At 62.7% G+C, this 16,337-nt stretch carries 15 protein-coding genes; 6 read left to right on the plus strand and 9 right to left on the minus strand.

The window, feature by feature from the left end:
- Positions 1-128 precede the first annotated feature (128 nt).
- The 5 genes from LN047_RS19010 to LN047_RS19030 all read left to right on the plus strand — a co-directional run bounded on the left by LN047_RS19010 (position 129) and on the right by LN047_RS19030 (position 3,662).
- Positions 129-353 carry a CrpP-related protein gene (locus LN047_RS19010; protein ID WP_128828768.1) on the plus strand — a complete coding sequence of 75 codons (225 nt, stop codon included), beginning with the start codon at positions 129-131 and terminating at the stop codon, positions 351-353.
- Between the two features lie 120 nt (positions 354-473).
- Complete coding sequence (locus tag LN047_RS19015; protein ID WP_373979869.1) at positions 474-815, plus strand: hypothetical protein; 342 nt, start codon at positions 474-476, stop codon at positions 813-815.
- A 315-nt stretch (positions 816-1,130) separates the two neighbouring features.
- A complete protein-coding gene (locus LN047_RS19020; RefSeq protein WP_373982157.1) occupies positions 1,131-1,988 on the plus strand; it encodes a ZIP family metal transporter in 858 nt (285 codons plus the stop codon).
- 170 nt (positions 1,989-2,158) lie between these two features.
- Positions 2,159-2,458 (plus strand): acid-activated periplasmic chaperone HdeA, encoded by a 300-nt coding sequence (hdeA, locus tag LN047_RS19025; protein WP_056323268.1) that lies wholly within the window; start codon positions 2,159-2,161, stop codon positions 2,456-2,458.
- Between the two features lie 109 nt (positions 2,459-2,567).
- Positions 2,568-3,662, plus strand: a complete 1,095-nt coding sequence (locus LN047_RS19030) for a mechanosensitive ion channel family protein (protein WP_373979870.1) — start codon at positions 2,568-2,570, stop codon at positions 3,660-3,662.
- Between the two features lie 34 nt (positions 3,663-3,696).
- Here LN047_RS19030 and LN047_RS19035 read toward each other — a convergent pair whose 3' ends face one another.
- On the minus strand, positions 3,697-4,782 hold the full coding sequence (locus LN047_RS19035; RefSeq protein ID WP_217618611.1) for a calcium:proton antiporter: 1,086 nt from the start codon (positions 4,780-4,782) through the stop codon (positions 3,697-3,699).
- Positions 4,783-4,913: 131 nt separating this feature from the next.
- Here LN047_RS19035 and LN047_RS19040 point away from each other — a divergent pair, with 131 nt between their 5' ends.
- Positions 4,914-5,384: a low affinity iron permease family protein gene (locus tag LN047_RS19040; RefSeq protein ID WP_373979871.1), complete on the plus strand. Its 471-nt coding sequence runs from the start codon at positions 4,914-4,916 to the stop codon at positions 5,382-5,384.
- 110 nt (positions 5,385-5,494) lie between these two features.
- Here LN047_RS19040 and LN047_RS19045 read toward each other — a convergent pair whose 3' ends face one another.
- The 8 genes from LN047_RS19045 to LN047_RS19080 form a co-directional block, all read right to left on the minus strand.
- Positions 5,495-6,040: a hypothetical protein gene (locus LN047_RS19045; RefSeq protein WP_373979872.1), complete on the minus strand. Its 546-nt coding sequence runs from the start codon at positions 6,038-6,040 to the stop codon at positions 5,495-5,497.
- Complete coding sequence (locus LN047_RS19050; protein ID WP_062842155.1) at positions 6,015-6,407, minus strand: phage holin family protein; 393 nt, start codon at positions 6,405-6,407, stop codon at positions 6,015-6,017. Before LN047_RS19050 ends, LN047_RS19045 begins: the two co-directional genes overlap by 26 nt.
- Positions 6,408-6,484: 77 nt before the next feature.
- Positions 6,485-8,173, minus strand: a complete 1,689-nt coding sequence (locus LN047_RS19055; protein ID WP_373979873.1) for an ATP-binding protein — start codon at positions 8,171-8,173, stop codon at positions 6,485-6,487.
- Positions 8,160-9,680, minus strand: a complete 1,521-nt coding sequence (locus LN047_RS19060) for an ATPase domain-containing protein (RefSeq protein WP_373979874.1) — start codon at positions 9,678-9,680, stop codon at positions 8,160-8,162. The genes LN047_RS19055 and LN047_RS19060 overlap by 14 nt, the downstream gene beginning before the upstream one ends.
- A 243-nt stretch (positions 9,681-9,923) precedes the next feature.
- Positions 9,924-10,976: an Ig domain-containing protein gene (locus LN047_RS19065; protein WP_373979875.1), complete on the minus strand. Its 1,053-nt coding sequence runs from the start codon at positions 10,974-10,976 to the stop codon at positions 9,924-9,926.
- Positions 10,977-11,259: 283 nt separating this feature from the next.
- Positions 11,260-12,033 (minus strand): response regulator transcription factor, encoded by a 774-nt coding sequence (locus tag LN047_RS19070; RefSeq protein WP_142054157.1) that lies wholly within the window; start codon positions 12,031-12,033, stop codon positions 11,260-11,262.
- Between the two features lie 251 nt (positions 12,034-12,284).
- A complete protein-coding gene (locus LN047_RS19075; RefSeq protein ID WP_373979876.1) occupies positions 12,285-13,559 on the minus strand; it encodes a patatin-like phospholipase family protein in 1,275 nt (424 codons plus the stop codon).
- Positions 13,556-16,315, minus strand: a complete 2,760-nt coding sequence (locus LN047_RS19080; RefSeq protein ID WP_373979877.1) for a decarboxylase — start codon at positions 16,313-16,315, stop codon at positions 13,556-13,558. The genes LN047_RS19075 and LN047_RS19080 overlap by 4 nt, the downstream gene beginning before the upstream one ends.
- Positions 16,316-16,337 lie beyond the last annotated feature (22 nt).

Here is a 16,337-nt window from a genome sequence, read left to right on the forward strand (position 1 = left end):
CACTTTTTGCGGCTCAACGCGCGTGTTTTACGGCGATGTAACACAGAAACGCGAAGTTACACGCGCTGCGTTGCACGACGGTTTTGCGCTGGGCAAACTAAGCGCTCGCATCTTTTGGGAGAGTTGCCATGCAAGTGGATATCCAGAAGCTGGGAGCAGACGCCGCGCGCCAGGGGTTGACCCTATTGGATTGCCCCTACCTTCGCACCGCAGCCATGCCTGCGCAGACCGGCGAATCCGTCAATGAATGGCGCAGCCGCGTCGAGATGTGGAAAGCCGGCTGGAAAGACGGCGTCAAATCTCGGGCAGTGAGCCGCACGCCTTCATCCCCCTTCATGAGCATACGCAGGTAGCATCGCCCTGCTTTGCGCGCCACGCCGGGCCCTGGACCATGTCCAGGGCCCGCTTCGTTTGGGTCGCCCGAGAGTCCATTCAGCAGGTGCAAATAGCCCTGAAGGGTTGGTCGAGAATTCTTGCACTTTGTTGCACCGCAGGGGGAGCCGATTTTGGAAAATCCCGGGCACAACGATTTCTATCCACACCACTCACTGGAGCGCACGATGAATACTGAACAAGGTATTTGCGTAGATGGATTCAAAGTCCACTGCGACGTCATTGAGTTGCCCACCGGCAAATACCGCTTGGACGTCACGACCCGGCGTGACGGCGACCTTGAGGACCAGCAGGCCGTCTGGCCCATTCCGAGCGGCAAGCTGTTTTCGGCCCAGCAAGAAGCCGAGCGGCACGCGAAGTGGATTCTTAAAGGCATCCGGCGCGTCGACCCCAGCGGCACGCCGCAGTTCTGCCTGACCTGACGCGCACCGCGCGCGCAGTCCCCTGGAGCGCCTTCGGGCGCTCTTTTCATGGACCGTGCCGCCCCCCCTCTCGGGCACGCGCATTGCTGTGGCTCCACCGCCACATCCGGCCGGTAGCCTAGTGAACGACGCTGCCGGCCTTCACCCTGGGGAGCATCCATGTATCGGCCACGCCACAACACACAAGCGGATTCACCGCTGACGGCCTCTGCGCTTGCAAGTCTTGCGGCAGCGCGCGGCCTCTTTTCGGGATCGTATTAAGTGCCCCGCCAGACCTCCCCAGCCGGCCAGGTGCTGCCGGACCCGCGGACCTCGATGCTGAGGGGGCTGATGGGAACGGGTCTGCTCGTCGCGTGCGGGCTGGGCGTGTTCGCGTTATGGCGATACCTGGACGCCGGCCATCCCGCAGTTGGCGCCGCCTTGTTGGGCGGCTTGCTCGCGGCGGGCGCGACCGCGCTGGGCGCGTTGCCGGTCGCGTTCTCGCAACGCGTGCCCGAGCGGGTGCAGGACACCCTGCTGGGATTCGGCGCGGGCATCATGCTGGCCGCCTGCGCGTTTTCGTTGATCATTCCGGGCCTGGACGCGGCCCGGGAACTCGGGAGGGGCCCCTGGGGCGCGGGTCTGACCATCGCGGGCGCCATCCTGCTCGGAGCACTGGCGCTGCTGCTCTTGGACCGCGTGCTGCCCCACGAGCATTTCATCAAGGGCAAGGAAGGCAAGCCCGCACGTAACCTGCGCCGTACCTGGCTGTTTGTCTTTGCCATCACGCTGCACAACTTTCCGGAAGGCCTGGCGATCGGCGTCGGCTACGCCGGCGCCGATCCCGTGCAGGCGGGTTCGCTCGCCATGGGCATTTCGATCCAGGACGTTCCCGAGGGACTGGTGGTGGCCATTGCCCTGCTCGCCGCGGGCTACCGGCGCGCATTCGCTGTTGGCTTCGGGATGGCATCGGGGCTGGTGGAACCGCTGGGCGCCGTGCTTGGCGCGGCCATTGTGGGGTGGTCGGCCTCGCTCTTGCCCTGGGGATTGGGCTTTGCGGCTGGCGCCATGCTGTTCGTCATCAGCCACGAAATCATCCCCGAGACCCATCGAAAAGGCCACGAGGTTCCCGCGACCTGCGGCCTCATGCTGGGATTCGTGCTCATGATGCTGCTGGACACGGCGCTGCAATGACGTCGCCCGGCGTTGCTGTGTCACCGGTATAAGCGGATCCCTCTCCGCCTTTGGATGTCGGCCGCGTTGACGATGCCCATCCGATTTCAGTAATGTAAATCGGTGAGCCAGCCGGCTCACTTTTTCCCTGTAAGCCATTCCATCTGCAAGCCAACCCCAGGAGCTCGAACATGAAGAAGCACCTACTGATGATTGGTCTCATTGGCTCGCTGACCTTTTCGGTCACCGGCCAGGCAGCTGATGCGAAAAAGCCTCTCGGCATGTGGCAATGCCAGGACTTCCTCGACGTCCAAGAGAGCTTTCGTCCCGTCGTCGTCAGCTATGCAGAAGCGCTGAACAACAAAGGCAAGCCCGAAGAGGCTGTGGTCGACGTAGAGGGCATCAGCACCCGCACGCCGATGCTGGTCAAACAGTGCAACGAAAACCCCAAGCTCATGCTGCGCGACGCCTTGGCGGGTCTGAAAAAGTAAGTGTCTCGACGCCCCTGAGGCTCAGGCTTCAGGGGCCTGCCTCGGCTTCCCAAGCGCACGAGGAACAACATTTGCTGCGGTCGGCGCTCCGTGCATGGGAGGCCCCGTAATGAATTCCTGGATATTTGGAGATTGGCTCAACGCGCACCCGATGGCGCTTTGGATCATCGCACTCGGCGTGGGCGCGGTGCTTTTCATGGTGCTTGCGACCGTGCTGAAGGTGGTGCGCGCGCGGCTGGAGGCGCGGGCGCAGTTGCCCGGCCATGGTTTCGCCAGCGCCATGTCGCAGATACTGCGGCGGACCAACTGGGTCGTGCTGGCGCTGCTGTGCCTGATGGCCGGCATCGACGTCAGCGATGCGCCCCTGCCCTGGAGCGGCGCTACCATCAGCCATCTGTGGTTTGTGCTGCTGGCGCTGCAGGGCGCCTTGTGGCTGGAACGCGCCGTGGACGTGCTGGTGCGCCGCGCGGTGCTTGCACGTGGCGACGCCAGCCGCGTGACCGCCACCCTGCTCGGCCTGCTGCTACGCACCTTCGTCTGGGCCGTGGCGCTGCTGGCCATGCTGGACAACCTGGGGGTGAACATCACGGCGCTGGTCGCCAGCCTGGGCATCGGCGGGGTCGCCGTGGCCCTGGCCGTGCAGACCATCCTGAGCGACCTCTTCGCCTCCATTTCCATCGGCCTGGACAAGCCGTTTGAAGTGGGCGATTTCATCGTGTTCGGCGCAGTGGCCGGCAGCATCGAGCACATCGGCCTGAAGACCACGCGCATCCGCAGCCTGGGCGGCGAACAGATCGTGTGCTCGAATACCGAACTGCTCAAGCAGACAATCCAGAACTACAAACGCATGCAGCAACGGCGCATCGTCTTCTCGGTACGCATCAGCTATAGGACCGACGTCGAACGTGCCGCGGCAGTGCCCGGCATCCTGCGCGACCGGATCAACGAGCAGCGCGATGTGCGATTCGACCGCGCCCACCTGGCGCGATTCGGCGACAGCGCGCTGGAGTACGAGGCCGTCTACTACTTGATGAGCGCGGATTACAACCGCTACATGGATACGCAACAGTCGATCAACCTGGGCATCATGCGCTCGCTCGAGGCGGCAGGCATAGCGCTGGCGCTGCCCGAACGCATCGTCCACGTCAGCGCCGCCGATGGCGAGGCCGAGGCAGAACCCGTGATGGCATCCGAACGCGGATGATCGCTGCCCGCGAGTGTTTCTGGCTGGGGCTGACCTACAACCCCAGCGACAGCAGCATCAGAAACGCCCCAAAAAGCACAAAGTGCGTGAGGCCCTCGATGGCGTTCGTCTGCCCGTCGTTCAGGTTGATGGCCGCGACAACCAGCGTGACCAGCATCATCAGCGTCTGCAGCGGCGTCATCGCCATGTTGATCCGCTGACCGGTGATCAATGCCATCGCCTCCATCGCCGGCACGGTCAGGATCACCGTGGACAGCGACGCGCCCAATGCAATATTGACCACCGATTGCATACGATTGGCCAACGCCGCGCGAAACGCCGTTAACATCTCTGGCGCCGCCGAGATGCCCGCCACAACCAGCGCGATCAGGCCGACGGGCACGTCCATCCCTTTCAGGCCGCGGTTCAGCGCGTGCGACATCAGTTCGGCCAGCGCGCCCACCGCCACAATGCCCACCGCCATCACTACTGCCGACTGGCGCCAATTTGGCTGCGCGCCCGCCGGCGCGGGCTTGCGCGTCTTCTTGTCCGGATAGCTGTAGCTGAAAAAATAGCTGTGGGGCCCGGTCTGCATGCGCACGAACACGCCGTACATCAGCAGCATCGACACCACCGTGAAAGCGCTGTAGGCCCGCCAGCTGGGCTGCGGAACGAACTCGGGGATGATCATCGACACCGTGACGGCGGTCAGGATCATTACGCTGTACGTGCGCGCCGAATCGTCGTTGTAGGCCTGCTCGCCGTGCTTGAAGCCGCCGATCAGCGCGGCCACGCCAAGGATCCCGTTGATGTCCAGCATCACCGCCGAATAGATGCTGTCGCGCACCAGCGTCGGCGAGCCCGCCTTGGCCGACACGATCACCAGCACGATCACTTCGACCAGCACGGCCGACAGGGTCAGGATCATGCTGCCGTAAGGGTCGCCCAGCTTCTGCGCGATACGTTCCGCATGGCGCGCAACACTGAGCGACGCGGCAAGAATCGCGGCGATCAGCACAACCGTTTCAACAAGGCTGCCGGCCTGGCCTAGCCCTTCCAGATGCGGCTCGACAAAGAGCCCCGCGACCGCAAGCCCGCAGGCCAGCAGCAGGAACATTTCAGACTGCAGTAGGGATTTCATTGCAATGTGACGGGGCGAAAAACACCGTGAGCCTAGCACGTGACGTGCCGCGTCGCGTGCGAGCGTTCGGGCATGAGGCTTGCTGTCGGGTTTTACGTCACGCAGGTCCGTGCGTGTAGGAATGGAGCGCCATGCCGAAGAGACATGCAGCAAAGCGGCGAGCAAAGTGCGAGCCGAAATCCCGGCCCGGGAAGGCCGTAAAAGTGAACCCGATCTCCCACTTTTTTGACCGCTTCGCATCGCAAGTCACGAAGAGAGCGGGATCGCCTGTCGCGTTCGGCGTCGCGCTGATCGCGGTAGTCGTGTGGGCGTTCTCAGGTCCCGCCTTCGGGTTTTCCGAGACGTGGCAGCTTGTCATCAACACCGGCACCACCATCATCACGTTTCTCATGGTCTTCCTGATTCAGCAAAGCCAGAACAAGGACAGCGAGGCGCTGCACCTGAAGCTGGACGAACTGCTGATTGCAGTGAAGGGCGCCGACGAGCAACTGGTCGACGCTGAACGACTGGACGAGGAAAAGCTGCTTGCCCTGGCGTCCGCGCTGACCAGCCGGGCGCGGAAACAGCATCGGCAACGCGCGCGCAGTCGCCGCCGGCAGTGAAGGGTGCGGGTCCGGGGGCTCGCTTGGACACAACAGAGTCCGCCCGTGCATTGGACCCGCGACGGTCCGCCCGTGCAGCAAGCGCGGGCGCGACTCGCGTTTGCCTTGCGCTATGGAATCGATGAAACGTCCCGGCCCGCCGGCGCGGCCGGCACGGGAGGGGTCTGCCGGGTTCGCGGAGTGGGCGCAATGGTCTGCATGACTGGAGACTGCCGGACGTCCCGGGCGGGCTGACCTTGCTGCACACGCAATTTGCGCAGCCGCGCCACCTGAAGATCCAGTTGCGCCCGAAGCCGCTCGATCTCCGCGTCGTCGGCCGACCTGGCGGCAGCGGCGCGCACGTCCTCCATCATCTTCTCCAACCGGGCCAGTTCCGGATCCGACATCGGATCGCTGACGCGCCGCACCTGCATGCGGCCCATCAGTTCAGCAACCCGGTCGCGCATGGCCACCGCCGCCATGGCGCGCAGCGGCTGGCGCAAAAAGCGCGGCCATCCCAGCGTCGCACCGGCGGCCAGCGCGGCCGTCCGGGCCCACGCCCCGCCCGCTCTGTTGAGCGGCAAGCGTCGCGGCATGGGAACATCGAGCGCCTGGCGGTCGCGCTCCATCTTGGCCAACAGGGCCTCTTTATCAGCCAGTGTGGTCGTCTTGGGCATAATGGCTCCGTGCAGCAGCGGTATCCAGGCGCACCTGATGACTCAGTTCCGCGAAGGGCGACGCTTTCGGCGCGCTCCGTGTCGAAATGGCCAGCGAAATCAGCGTGATCAGCAGCCAGGCGCCGGCCACAAGCCACGCGGCCAGCTTGCGATGCTCGGTATCCCAAAAGCTCACAATCGCAGCCACCGAGATAAAGCCCAGCGTGCCCAATCCGCAAAACACAAGGGCCACGCTGCTGATGACGGTAGCAACCAGCGCCGACCGGTACAGGGATAACTCGATCCCCACCAACTCCACATAGTCCCCCGAGCGTTCGGCGGCAAAGGCCGCGATGCGGCGCAATCTACGCAATCGTTCTGCAATCATGGCGTCTCCTTGGCGCGTGGCTGTCAAGCCTGGCGGGCAAGGCTCGCGCAGCAATTGCCATTCCCGCGCCAGAACGCCTACGTCCGCCCCGATGCGCGCCCGCCAGTCAATCGGATCAACAGGCCGGCCAATTGCTCGAGCCGGTAAGGCTTGGGCAGAAGCGGAATGCCTTCCTGCCCGGCCTTTTTCACTTCCTCGCCCATGAACCCGGTCATCAGCGCCACCGGCAGCCCCGGATTCCGGATACGCACTTCCCGAGCCAATTGGATGCCGTTCTTGCCGCCCGGCATCATGGCATCCGTCAACATGACGTCCACGCGGCCATCGCCGTTCAGCACTTCCAACGCCTCGGCGGCACTGGAAGCGGGCGTGACCGCATAACCCAGCTCTTGCAGCATGCTGGCCGTCAGCGCGGCGACTTCGGCGTCATCTTCAACCAGCAAGACATTCAACATCGAGGCGCGTTCCCGAACCGCCCGCACATCGGCCGGGCGGCCGCGCGTGGCGGCCTGTTTTGCCGACCGGGGCAGACACACCGAGACGGTGGTGCCCATGTCCGGCTGTGTGGAAAGCTCGATGGCGCCGCCAGACTGCTTGGCAAACCCATACGCTTGCGGCAGCCCCAGGCCCGATCCCTTGCCAACATCCTTGGTGGTGAAGAATGGCTCGAACACGCGCGCCGCCACCTCTTCGGTCATGCCCGTCCCAGTATCCGTCACGCGTAACGCAACGTGGTCGACCGTCAACTCGCCCTGCCCCGGCGCGGCCACGTTCTCGGTCCGGATTTCGATCACGCCGCCGTTGGCCATGGCATCGCGCGCATTGACCGCCAGGTTCAGGATGACGAGTTCAAGCTCGCCGGGATCGACCTCCACCGGCCACAAGCCATCGGCCAATGCCAGCGAAACGACGATATCGCCGCGCAGACTCCGCTCCAGCATGTCGAGCATATTGCGAACGACCATGTTCAAGTCCACCACTTGCGGGCGCAAGGCCTGGCGGCGGGCAAACGTCAGCAACTGCCGCGACAATGAGGCGCCCCGGTCCACTGCCTGCCGCATCGACGCATACAGGCGTGTGCGCCGAGCATCATCGATGGGACGCTGCAGCATTTGCAGCCCCCCCGAAATGACCATCAGCAGGTTATTGAAATCGTGGGCCACGCCCCCCGTCAGTTGTCCCAGCGCCTCAAGCTTCTGGGCCTGGCGCAGCGACTCTTCAATCCGGCCGCGCTCGAGCATCTGTTGCTGAAGAGCGGCATTGGCCATTTCCAGCTCCCGGGTCCGGCTTGCCACCATGGACTCGAGCGCCTGGGCCGCCTGCTTTTCGGCCAACAACAGAGAACGGATCTCATACTGGCGCATCCTTGCGCGCGCCGCCGTCTGCACCATTGTCGTCAGGGCAAGGCTTTGGGTCGGCCGCTCCAGCAGCGACACATTGCCCAGCAGCTCCGTCATCTTCTTGCGCCACCGCACGACGGGTCCGCTCTGCGACTTGCCGGTCAGCACGACAAACGGCAGTCCGGACCAGGCCGGCTGCGCCTTCAGCCATTCGCTCACCAAGTCCAGATTCTTGCCGAACAGCCCTTCCTCGGTGATGCAAGCCGTCAGGGCGCCGGCTTCCGCCTGCATCAGCAGGTCTTCCGCATCCTTGCACACATAGGTGGAGAAGCCGGCGCGTTGCAGCAGCCGAGCGCCCGCCGAGCCATCGCGACCGATCGGGGCATATACCAGAACACGCGCTTCGGCATCCTCAGGACGAAGCATCGGGTACGCTCAATAGTCGCAGGTCTTCACCCGTGTACTGCGGGGTGCCCGAGAACAGTCCATGGAAGGCGGTCAAGGGCGGCCCCAAGGTCAGACCAGCCGACGACATGGTGAATTCGCGCATCACGTGTTCGTGCGGGCCGCTGCGTTTCTTGACCACCGAAATCGCACGACGCACACGTCCGCCATATTCAAAGTAGCGCAACATGATCACCGTATCGCTGAGATAACTGATGTCCAGCGGCGTTTCCATCGGACCCACGAGACCATGCTCGGCAAGGACCATCACGGTCGTCACCCCTTGCTGACCCAGATAACTGAGCAATTCATGCATCTGCAGAATCAGAAACCGCCCGTCGGGCATGGCGTTCATATAACCGTTCAGGCTGTCGAAAACCACGATGCGCGCCCCGCCCTGCTCGACAGCGCGCCGCACCAACGCCGTAAATTCGCCGGGGGACATTTCGGCGGGGTCGATCTGCTTGAAATTCAGCAACCCGGCATCCAGCGCGGTATCCAGTTCCATCCCCAGCGCGCGGGAACGCGCAAAAAATGTGGCCCGGGATTCGTCAAACGCAAAAATCGCCGCATGCTCGCCTCGCTGCGTTGCCGATGCCGCGTAGGTGGCCGCCAACGAGGACTTGCCCACGCCGGCCGCGCCAATCAGCAGGGCGTTGGTGCCACGGTCCAGGCCACCGCCCAACAGGCTGTCCAGCTCCGCGTTGCCGCTGGGGGTGGGCGTCGGGTGAAACTCCTTGTGATGCTCGGCCGCGACGAGCCGCGGATAGACCTCCAGACCTCCCCGCTTGATCGTGAAGTCGTGATAACCGCCCCGAAAGTCCACGCCGCGCATTTTAAGAACGCGCAGCCGCCGACGCTGGGCGCCGAAATCCACGGCCATCTGCTCAAGGGCGATGACGCCGTGCGAGATGGAGTGCAATTGCAGGTCGTCCTCTTTGGCCGCCTGGTCGTCCAACAGAATCACGGTGCATTGGCGATTCGCGAAAAAGTGCTTCAATGCCAGGATCTGGCGGCGATAGCGCAGAGAACCCTGCGCCAGCAGTCGAAGTTCAGAGAGGCTGTCAACGACGACCCGCGACGGATTCAGCGATTCCACCTTGTCCAGAATGAGCCGCGTGGTTTCGGTCAGCTCCATCTCGGCGGGGTGCAAGACCGTGAGCTCCCGCTCGGGGTCCAGCACGTCTTCCGACACGATTTCCAGGATCTCGACGCCATCCAACGACCATCCATGACGGTGCGCGACGAGGTGGAGCTCGGCCGGACTTTCGGATAGCGCGACATACAGCGCGCGCTCGCCCTGACGGACACCCTCCAGTAGAAACTGCACGCCCATGGTGGTCTTGCCAGTGCCCGGCCGCCCTTCGCAGAGATACATCCTGTTGGGATCCAAACCGCCGCCCAGAATATCGTCGATCCCGGGATTACCGCTCGAGATGCGAGGATCAGGCTTGAAAGCCGCAGTCTGTTCTTCAGTCGATGCGCTCATGGCTTTCCCGTAAATACGAGTGAAGCACCAAGCATATCGCCATCGTCAAATGGGATCAGCCGCTCAGACGGAAAGAGATGTTACGTACTGAATCGCTGCGCCGGGCCGCAGCGGGCTGTGCAATAAAAGGAAAACCCCGGGTGCAGCACCATAGGGCGCGGGTTCAATATGTCCCCAAAAAATAAAAACCCGCCTTCCAGAATACGGAAGGCGGGATTTTTATTTTTTACTTAATACTTCGATTTACTCGAATGAAATCTGAAGCTGGGGATTGATCTTCCATTCGAATCGGGCGCTTGCCTCGCCGCCACCGGCGTCTTGGGCAAGCACCACGTAACGGCCCTCTTGCGGCGTGGGCGGCACCAGACCGCGCAGCGTGCCGGTGGCCTCGTCGAACTTCAGGCCATCCGGAAGTCGGGCGGGCGTCGTGCCGTCCTTGTCGAAAAGCGCGTAGCGCACCGCGCCGCTACCGCCCGTGGCGTTCACTACCGGCAATGCCGTCGGCATCGTGGCGCCGGCCGTGAGTTCGATCGGATTGGTCGAGATTTCGAGCGCGGGCGCCAGATTGAAGTCGACCGGAATGGAAACACGGGCGCCACCTTCGTCGCTGATGGTGGCGGTAAGACCTGCCATTTTTTCCAGAGACTTGGGCACCGCGCCACTGACGCGGCCGCTGCCGTCGAGCACCAGGCCGGACGGGATACGCATGGCGCTGCCATCAGCGTTTGAATAGGACACGGCGTAGGTGCCGGTGCCGCCGCTGACGTTGATGAACTTGACGGGGCTCTTGATCCGGCCGCCCGCCGTCGCTTGAATGGAACCTCCTTCGACATTCAAAGGCGGGTTGATGGTCAGTTGCACCGCCCGGCTGGCCTTGCCGCCACCGCTGTCTTCGACCTGGATCAGGTAGGTCAGCGTCTTGGGGCTGGCGACGGAGGGTGCGGCGCCCGAGAGCGAGCCGTCGGATCCGAACACCAGGCCGGCGGGCAGTTCGGCGGGCTTGCCGCTGGTGTCGAGCAACCGGAAGTTCAAGGTGCCGGTTCCGCCGGAGGTACGCACACGGATCAATTGCGAATTAAGCGTTGCGCCCGACGTGATGGACAGCCCCTTGTCGGGAGCAATGGCCGTGCCGCGGGACCGGGCAATCTCCTGACCGCCCGTGGACGTCGTGGAGGCGGCAGGCGTGCCCTTGACGGGCGCGGCGCGTTGCGAGATTTTTCCCACGGGCGGTTTGAAGTCTTCGGCAGCGATGGCTTGGCCTGGCTTGACTGCGATCAGTCCAACAGCGACTCCCAAGCACGCGAATCGGGAGATTATTTTTTTATTCATAACAGTCCTTGTGACTCAATCAACGATGCGCTCTGCGCGTTAAATATCACTCAACAGGCCGAGCGCAAAAACGCTCGGCCTGCGAGACCCAATAACCGCGTGCGCCTCAGACAAATTTGAAGCTCCGCCATGTCTCTTTGCATTTACATCGCAGAACCGCGCAAGGCTGCAGGCCACGATCAGCACTGACGTATCGGAAGACTGGGCGACACATTATTTCAAGAACAAGACGCTGGAATGGAGAGTAAAACTACCCTTTTGCCAGCACATAATCGGATTGCCCCTCGCTCGAGCGCCAGTCAGTGCCAGGCTTTATCAGACCGATGAACAGCCGGGCCAACGCAAGCGAAGAATTGATATTCAGCTTGGAATAAACACGCGCCTTGTGGTTGTCGACGGTTCGCACGGAGATATGCAGATGTTCCGCGATTTCCTTGCTGGAATGCCCCGCAATCACGCCTTGGACGATCACAAGCTCACGCTGCGTCAGCAGCGCCTTTCGCGCTTCTTCCTGTTCCGCCCGCACGCGATTCAGATGCGCGCGGCGGCTCAGGCGCAGCGCAAAGTGAATGGCATGGGATAGACGGCTGGAATTGAGCGGCTTGGCAAAGAAGTCCACCGCACCGCGCCGCATGGCCTCGACGGCGTCGCCGAATTCAGGCTCGGACTTGATGAAGATCATCGGCAGAGCGGCATTTGCCTGGGCCAAATCGCGATCCACGGCCCTATCTGCGGTCAATTTTCCAAAGTCCATGATCAGGCAGTCGCACTCGCCCTCGGAATAAATGGACAGGAAATCACGCACTGTCCGGCTCTGTATGACGTCGATGGAAAAATTGGCCAGGATCCGACGAACGGCCCATTCCGATGACTCGTCCTCGTCGACGATGTAGGCCTTGGCGCCGATGGGAAATGGGTCCGCGTGGGCCGCCCGCACCGCCACCCCGCGCGGCGCATGGAACGCGTCATGGATAAACCGAGGGTGATACTGCCCCCAGTGCAGCGACTGTTCGGAATACGGCATCGTCTGTTATGGCAAGAACGCAAAATCGCGCATCCCGGCAATCTGGGTAGCACTGCGCGCAAGTGACGAAGTATAGGAACGCGTCCACAAGCGTTCCCATCAGAAATCTTCGATTCTTTGGGCCGTCCGTCTCGCTGGCGCCTCGCGTGGCCACCGCCTTCATTGCTGCCGGCGTTTTCATGATTCTCGATCTTCATCGGGCTCGTGCTGTCGTTAGGCTCTTCAACGGCACGCGCGGCGCATCCCGCGATCTATTTGACGGGTGAATCAGCGGTCGGCAAAGCGAAGCCCGGCGGCGAATGGGTCCACGGGAAGCCCTTCAACGCCATGTCATAGGCGGTGTCGTAGAGCGATCGCATGTATTCCGTATCGAACTCCTCTCGATGCGGCGCCCGAAAGCTCGATGGAATGAACGCAAGGTTGAACTGGACGCCATCACGGTGCGCCGTCGTGTAAATGCGGTAAAGATCGCCAATACCCTGGCTTTGAATCATGGACGCGACCGCCCGCGCCGCAATGCTCATTGTGGCGCGCTGCACCTCAATCCAGTCCGCGTCCAGCCGGGCGTTGCGGATGATATAGAGTTCCCGCTCGCGGTTGGCGCCGCGCAGCGTCGCTTCCTCAGCCAGGCGCAGGGTCACCGGATAGGCAAACACTTGCGCCACGACACCGCCATCAACGTGCATCTCCTGGTAGCGTCGTCCACCGGCTTCCACGTCAATCATCATCGGAGGAAAAGCGCCCGGAATCGACGTCGAGGCGACCATGACCTTTACGAACAGGTCCAATGCCGCAGGACCGCCGTAAGTGGCAATCTTGCCCATATCCCAGATGACGCCACGGCCGGTATCGAGGTCCGTCGTGCCGATCAACAGCATGCGCCCCTTGGCGTGCTCGGCGGCGATCTCCTCGAGGAACTCCTGCGTCACGAACTTTCGGGTCAGGGCCAGGAGCGGCCGGTTGTCCGCCATCGCGTCGCTCAACACGCCGCCAAGCAAACTGCGCTTGACCATCACGTCGTCTGGCGAAGTCGTTGTATAGACTTCCTTCAGCGTCGCATCATATTTCTTGCCGGCAAACGCGAAAGGGGCAATCAGCGCCCCCGTGCTGATGCCGGTCACAAGCTTGAACTCCGGCCGGGTGCCTGTTTCCGTCCATGCGTTCAACAATCCCGCAGCGAACGCCCCGTTGTCGCCCCCACCAGAAATCGCAAGGAATACCGCGGGTCCCAGCTTGCCCGAAAACCCCTGCCTCGCAAGATAATCCTGTTCCCTTTTCAACGACTCGTAGGCTGCCTGAATAATTTTCGGCGAGTCGGCCACAACCAGATAACGCACACCAGGCATTCCAGGAACTTCAACCTGGTCGACCAAGCCGTGCGGCACCGCCTGCAGCCTGGCGGGCGTCGCGGTGCACCCTTGAAGAAACAGCCCGGCCGCCATGATCAGGGCAAGGCCGAAAGCAGCGTCAATGTGCCGCCTTCCAGCAAAAAGCGTCTTGAACAGCGTCGCAAAGAATCTGCTCATGCTGTATTTCCCGCGGCGCCTCTGAAGACCGACGGTTTTATCAGCTTGATTCCGCGCGCCCCGTTGTAGCCATGGATCTCTTTGACATCGAGCTTGCGCATGAACTCAATGGTGTTCGCGTCGATGACCTGGCCTGGCACCATAATCGGGAAGCCCGGCGGATACGGGATGACGAAATTCGCTGACACCAGCGGGGGCCCCGCCTCCAGGCGCTTGTCAATATCTTGACTGGACAGCGGCAGGTATTCGCAATCCGCTTCGTTGTAGGCCGCGAAGAAGGCGTCTCGCATGTTGCCTTCCTGCGTGGGGCTGCGCGGGTCATCCCGGTAGCCGTCATGAAAGCGGCTGAAGTTGGGAAGGCTGGGAACATCTTCCATCAGGCTCCTGACCTTCTCGGCGAATTCTGCCCTGCCCGCTTCGCCGCTTTCCTTGAATCCTGATTCGATTTCCTCGGAAATTTCCAGCAGCACCTTGATAAGCATCGCGACGTCACTGCGTGTGTTGTTGATATTGCTCTGAAGCAAGACGCTGTTGCGCGAGGTCTTGTTGAGTTGGATGTTATAGCGGGACGCCAGCAGGTTCTTGAACGTGGTGCCGTCGTATCCCGCCGTGCCGCACACCAGCGTCAGCCGGGTCGGGTCCAGGCAGAACTCGTCTTCCTTGAACGACTTCACGGCCGTCAGCCAGTTCATGCCCGGCGCCAGATAGTCGGCAAAGCCCGATGCGCGAAATTCCTCGGGGATCATCTTGTCGGCCCCCAGCACGCTGAAGTACCGCGAAATCAGAGGATGATTCGCGACCTCGCGGCGGATGGCCAGGGCGACCTCGATGGCGCGCATGACCAGCTCGTAGCCCTCCAGCTCCATCTGACGGCGCGCCACATCCAGCGAGGCAATGATCTGCGCATTGGGCGACGTCGATGCATGGATGAACACCGCTTCGTGGAATGCCGAGACATGGTGCTCGTAGTCTTCATCGCGCACGGCGATGATCGATCCCTGTCTTAGGCTGGACATCGATTTGTGCACCGAATCCGTCTCGTAGACGCGTACGCGCATGGCCCGCGGATCGGGAACCAGCACGCGATCCAGCAGCCGCGGATCCTGGGGGTCCAGATCCTCGCCAAGTTCGCGGCACTGTGCCTGCCAGGCCTCGAGCGCCTTGGGGTCGTCCCGCCATGCCTGCAGCGCGGCCGCGGCGCCCATCGCCGTGCGCATGCGCAAGAATGGCGACCAGCGCGCAAACCCGAACCACGCCTCGTCCCACAGGAAAATCAGGTCGGGCTTGATGGCCAGGCACTCGGCCATGACGCGCTGGGTGTTGTAGATGTGCCCGTCGAAGGTGCAGTTGGTCAGCGTGACCATGGCCACCTTGTCCAGCCGCCCCGCCGACTTCAGCGCCAGCAGCGCCTCTTTGACCGTGCGCAGCGGAACCGCGCCATACATCGAATACTCCGTCATCGGAAAGGCTTCCACATAGAGCGGCTGCGCGCCCGACAGAACCATCCCGTAGTGGTGAGACTTGTGGCAGTTGCGGTCCACGATCACGATGTCGCCCGGTTTGGTCACCGCCTGGTAAACCATCTTGTTCGACGTGGATGTGCCATTGGTCACGAAGAACACGTGGTCCGCGCCGACTGCGCGCGCGAACTTCTCCTGGGCGACCTTGATGTTGCCCGTGGGCTCCAGCATGCTGTCCAGGCCCCCTGTCGTGGCGGACGTCTCGGCCAGGAAGAGGTTCAACCCGTAGAATTCGCCGAAGTCGCGAATCCAGTTGGACTTGATGATCGACTTGCCCCGCGCGATGGGCAGCGCATGAAAGGTGCTGATTGGCTTGGCGGCATACTGCTTGAGATTGTCGAAGTGAGGCGTGGATTGCCGATCGCGCACGCCCTCCAGAATGTTCAGGTGCACCTCCATGGGCTCTTCGACCTCATAGAAGACGCGGCGGATCGCCGAGGCGCTGGGGTCGCCCGCCAGTTGTTCCACGTTTCGGTCGGTCAGCAGGTAAATGTCCAGCTCCGGCCGGATGCGGGAGATCATGTGGGCCAGCCGCACGCCGATCTCGCGCGGCGCGTCGACCGTCATGTCCAGGTGCTCGTAGACGCTCAGAAAATCCCGCAGCAGCGGGGCATCGTGCTTGGAAGGGATGGGGATGCCGTCATAGATGACGACGGCCTCCAGCTTGCCGTTGAGAATCGTGGCAAGCAAGGCATCTTCGACGCTTCCAACCAAGACGGGCTCGTAGATCAGCGGGTCGTCGTGCCGCCGCAGCTCGCGGATTTCTCGGGTAATGGCCGCCGCGCGGGCGGCGGGCGCCGGGCTCACGAACAGCGCCTCGAAGTACGGCCGGCTGGCGTGGCTTCCCGCCAGTCCGGGCGGGGTGCGGTCGGGCCCTTCGGCGGAGAATTCCTCTGTCGCCTGCCATTCGCTCTCGTCGTAGCGATAACTGCCCGATAGCAGGGAATTGCTCATGCGCAGGATGAGACGCGCCGCGCCCATGCCATCGCCGTCGGCAATCCGCTCGTCCAGCGCATGCAGCAACCGCACGCCCGGGTAGGCGAAGTAGCTCTCCATCGGACGCAGGTCCGCCAGCGCTTCCTGCACGGGTCCCGCGCCCTCGCCGGTCCTTGCGCACCGGACCTCTGCAGCCCAGGTTTGCGCCTTGGCATTTAAGTCGCGCCACCGGTCCAGGCGCGCGGCCGAGTTCGAAAGCAGATGGTCAAGTTGGCGGTGTTCGTTGGTGTCGCATGTCATGGCAGTCCCCAGATGGCCGGCA

The sequence above is a fragment of the Achromobacter sp. JD417 genome (assembly GCF_041879325.1).
GTDB lineage: Bacteria > Pseudomonadota > Gammaproteobacteria > Burkholderiales > Burkholderiaceae_B > Achromobacter > Achromobacter mucicolens.

Coding starts and splice junctions, on each gene's coding strand:
- LN047_RS19030 (WP_373979870.1), top strand. CDS start 2,568: ATGAATTCCTGGATATTTGGAGATTGGCTCAACGCGCACCCGATGGCG.
- LN047_RS19020 (WP_373982157.1), top strand. CDS start 1,131: ATGCTGAGGGGGCTGATGGGAACGGGTCTGCTCGTCGCGTGCGGGCTG.
- LN047_RS19040 (WP_373979871.1), top strand. CDS start 4,914: ATGCCGAAGAGACATGCAGCAAAGCGGCGAGCAAAGTGCGAGCCGAAA.
- LN047_RS19055 (WP_373979873.1), bottom strand. CDS start 8,173: ATGCTTCGTCCTGAGGATGCCGAAGCGCGTGTTCTGGTATATGCCCCG.
- LN047_RS19035 (WP_217618611.1), bottom strand. CDS start 4,782: ATGAAATCCCTACTGCAGTCTGAAATGTTCCTGCTGCTGGCCTGCGGG.
- LN047_RS19060 (WP_373979874.1), bottom strand. CDS start 9,680: ATGAGCGCATCGACTGAAGAACAGACTGCGGCTTTCAAGCCTGATCCT.
- hdeA (WP_056323268.1), top strand. CDS start 2,159: ATGAAGAAGCACCTACTGATGATTGGTCTCATTGGCTCGCTGACCTTT.
- LN047_RS19010 (WP_128828768.1), top strand. CDS start 129: ATGCAAGTGGATATCCAGAAGCTGGGAGCAGACGCCGCGCGCCAGGGG.
- LN047_RS19070 (WP_142054157.1), bottom strand. CDS start 12,033: ATGCCGTATTCCGAACAGTCGCTGCACTGGGGGCAGTATCACCCTCGG.
- LN047_RS19075 (WP_373979876.1), bottom strand. CDS start 13,559: ATGAGCAGATTCTTTGCGACGCTGTTCAAGACGCTTTTTGCTGGAAGG.
- LN047_RS19045 (WP_373979872.1), bottom strand. CDS start 6,040: ATGCCCAAGACGACCACACTGGCTGATAAAGAGGCCCTGTTGGCCAAG.
- LN047_RS19050 (WP_062842155.1), bottom strand. CDS start 6,407: ATGATTGCAGAACGATTGCGTAGATTGCGCCGCATCGCGGCCTTTGCC.
- LN047_RS19080 (WP_373979877.1), bottom strand. CDS start 16,315: ATGACATGCGACACCAACGAACACCGCCAACTTGACCATCTGCTTTCG.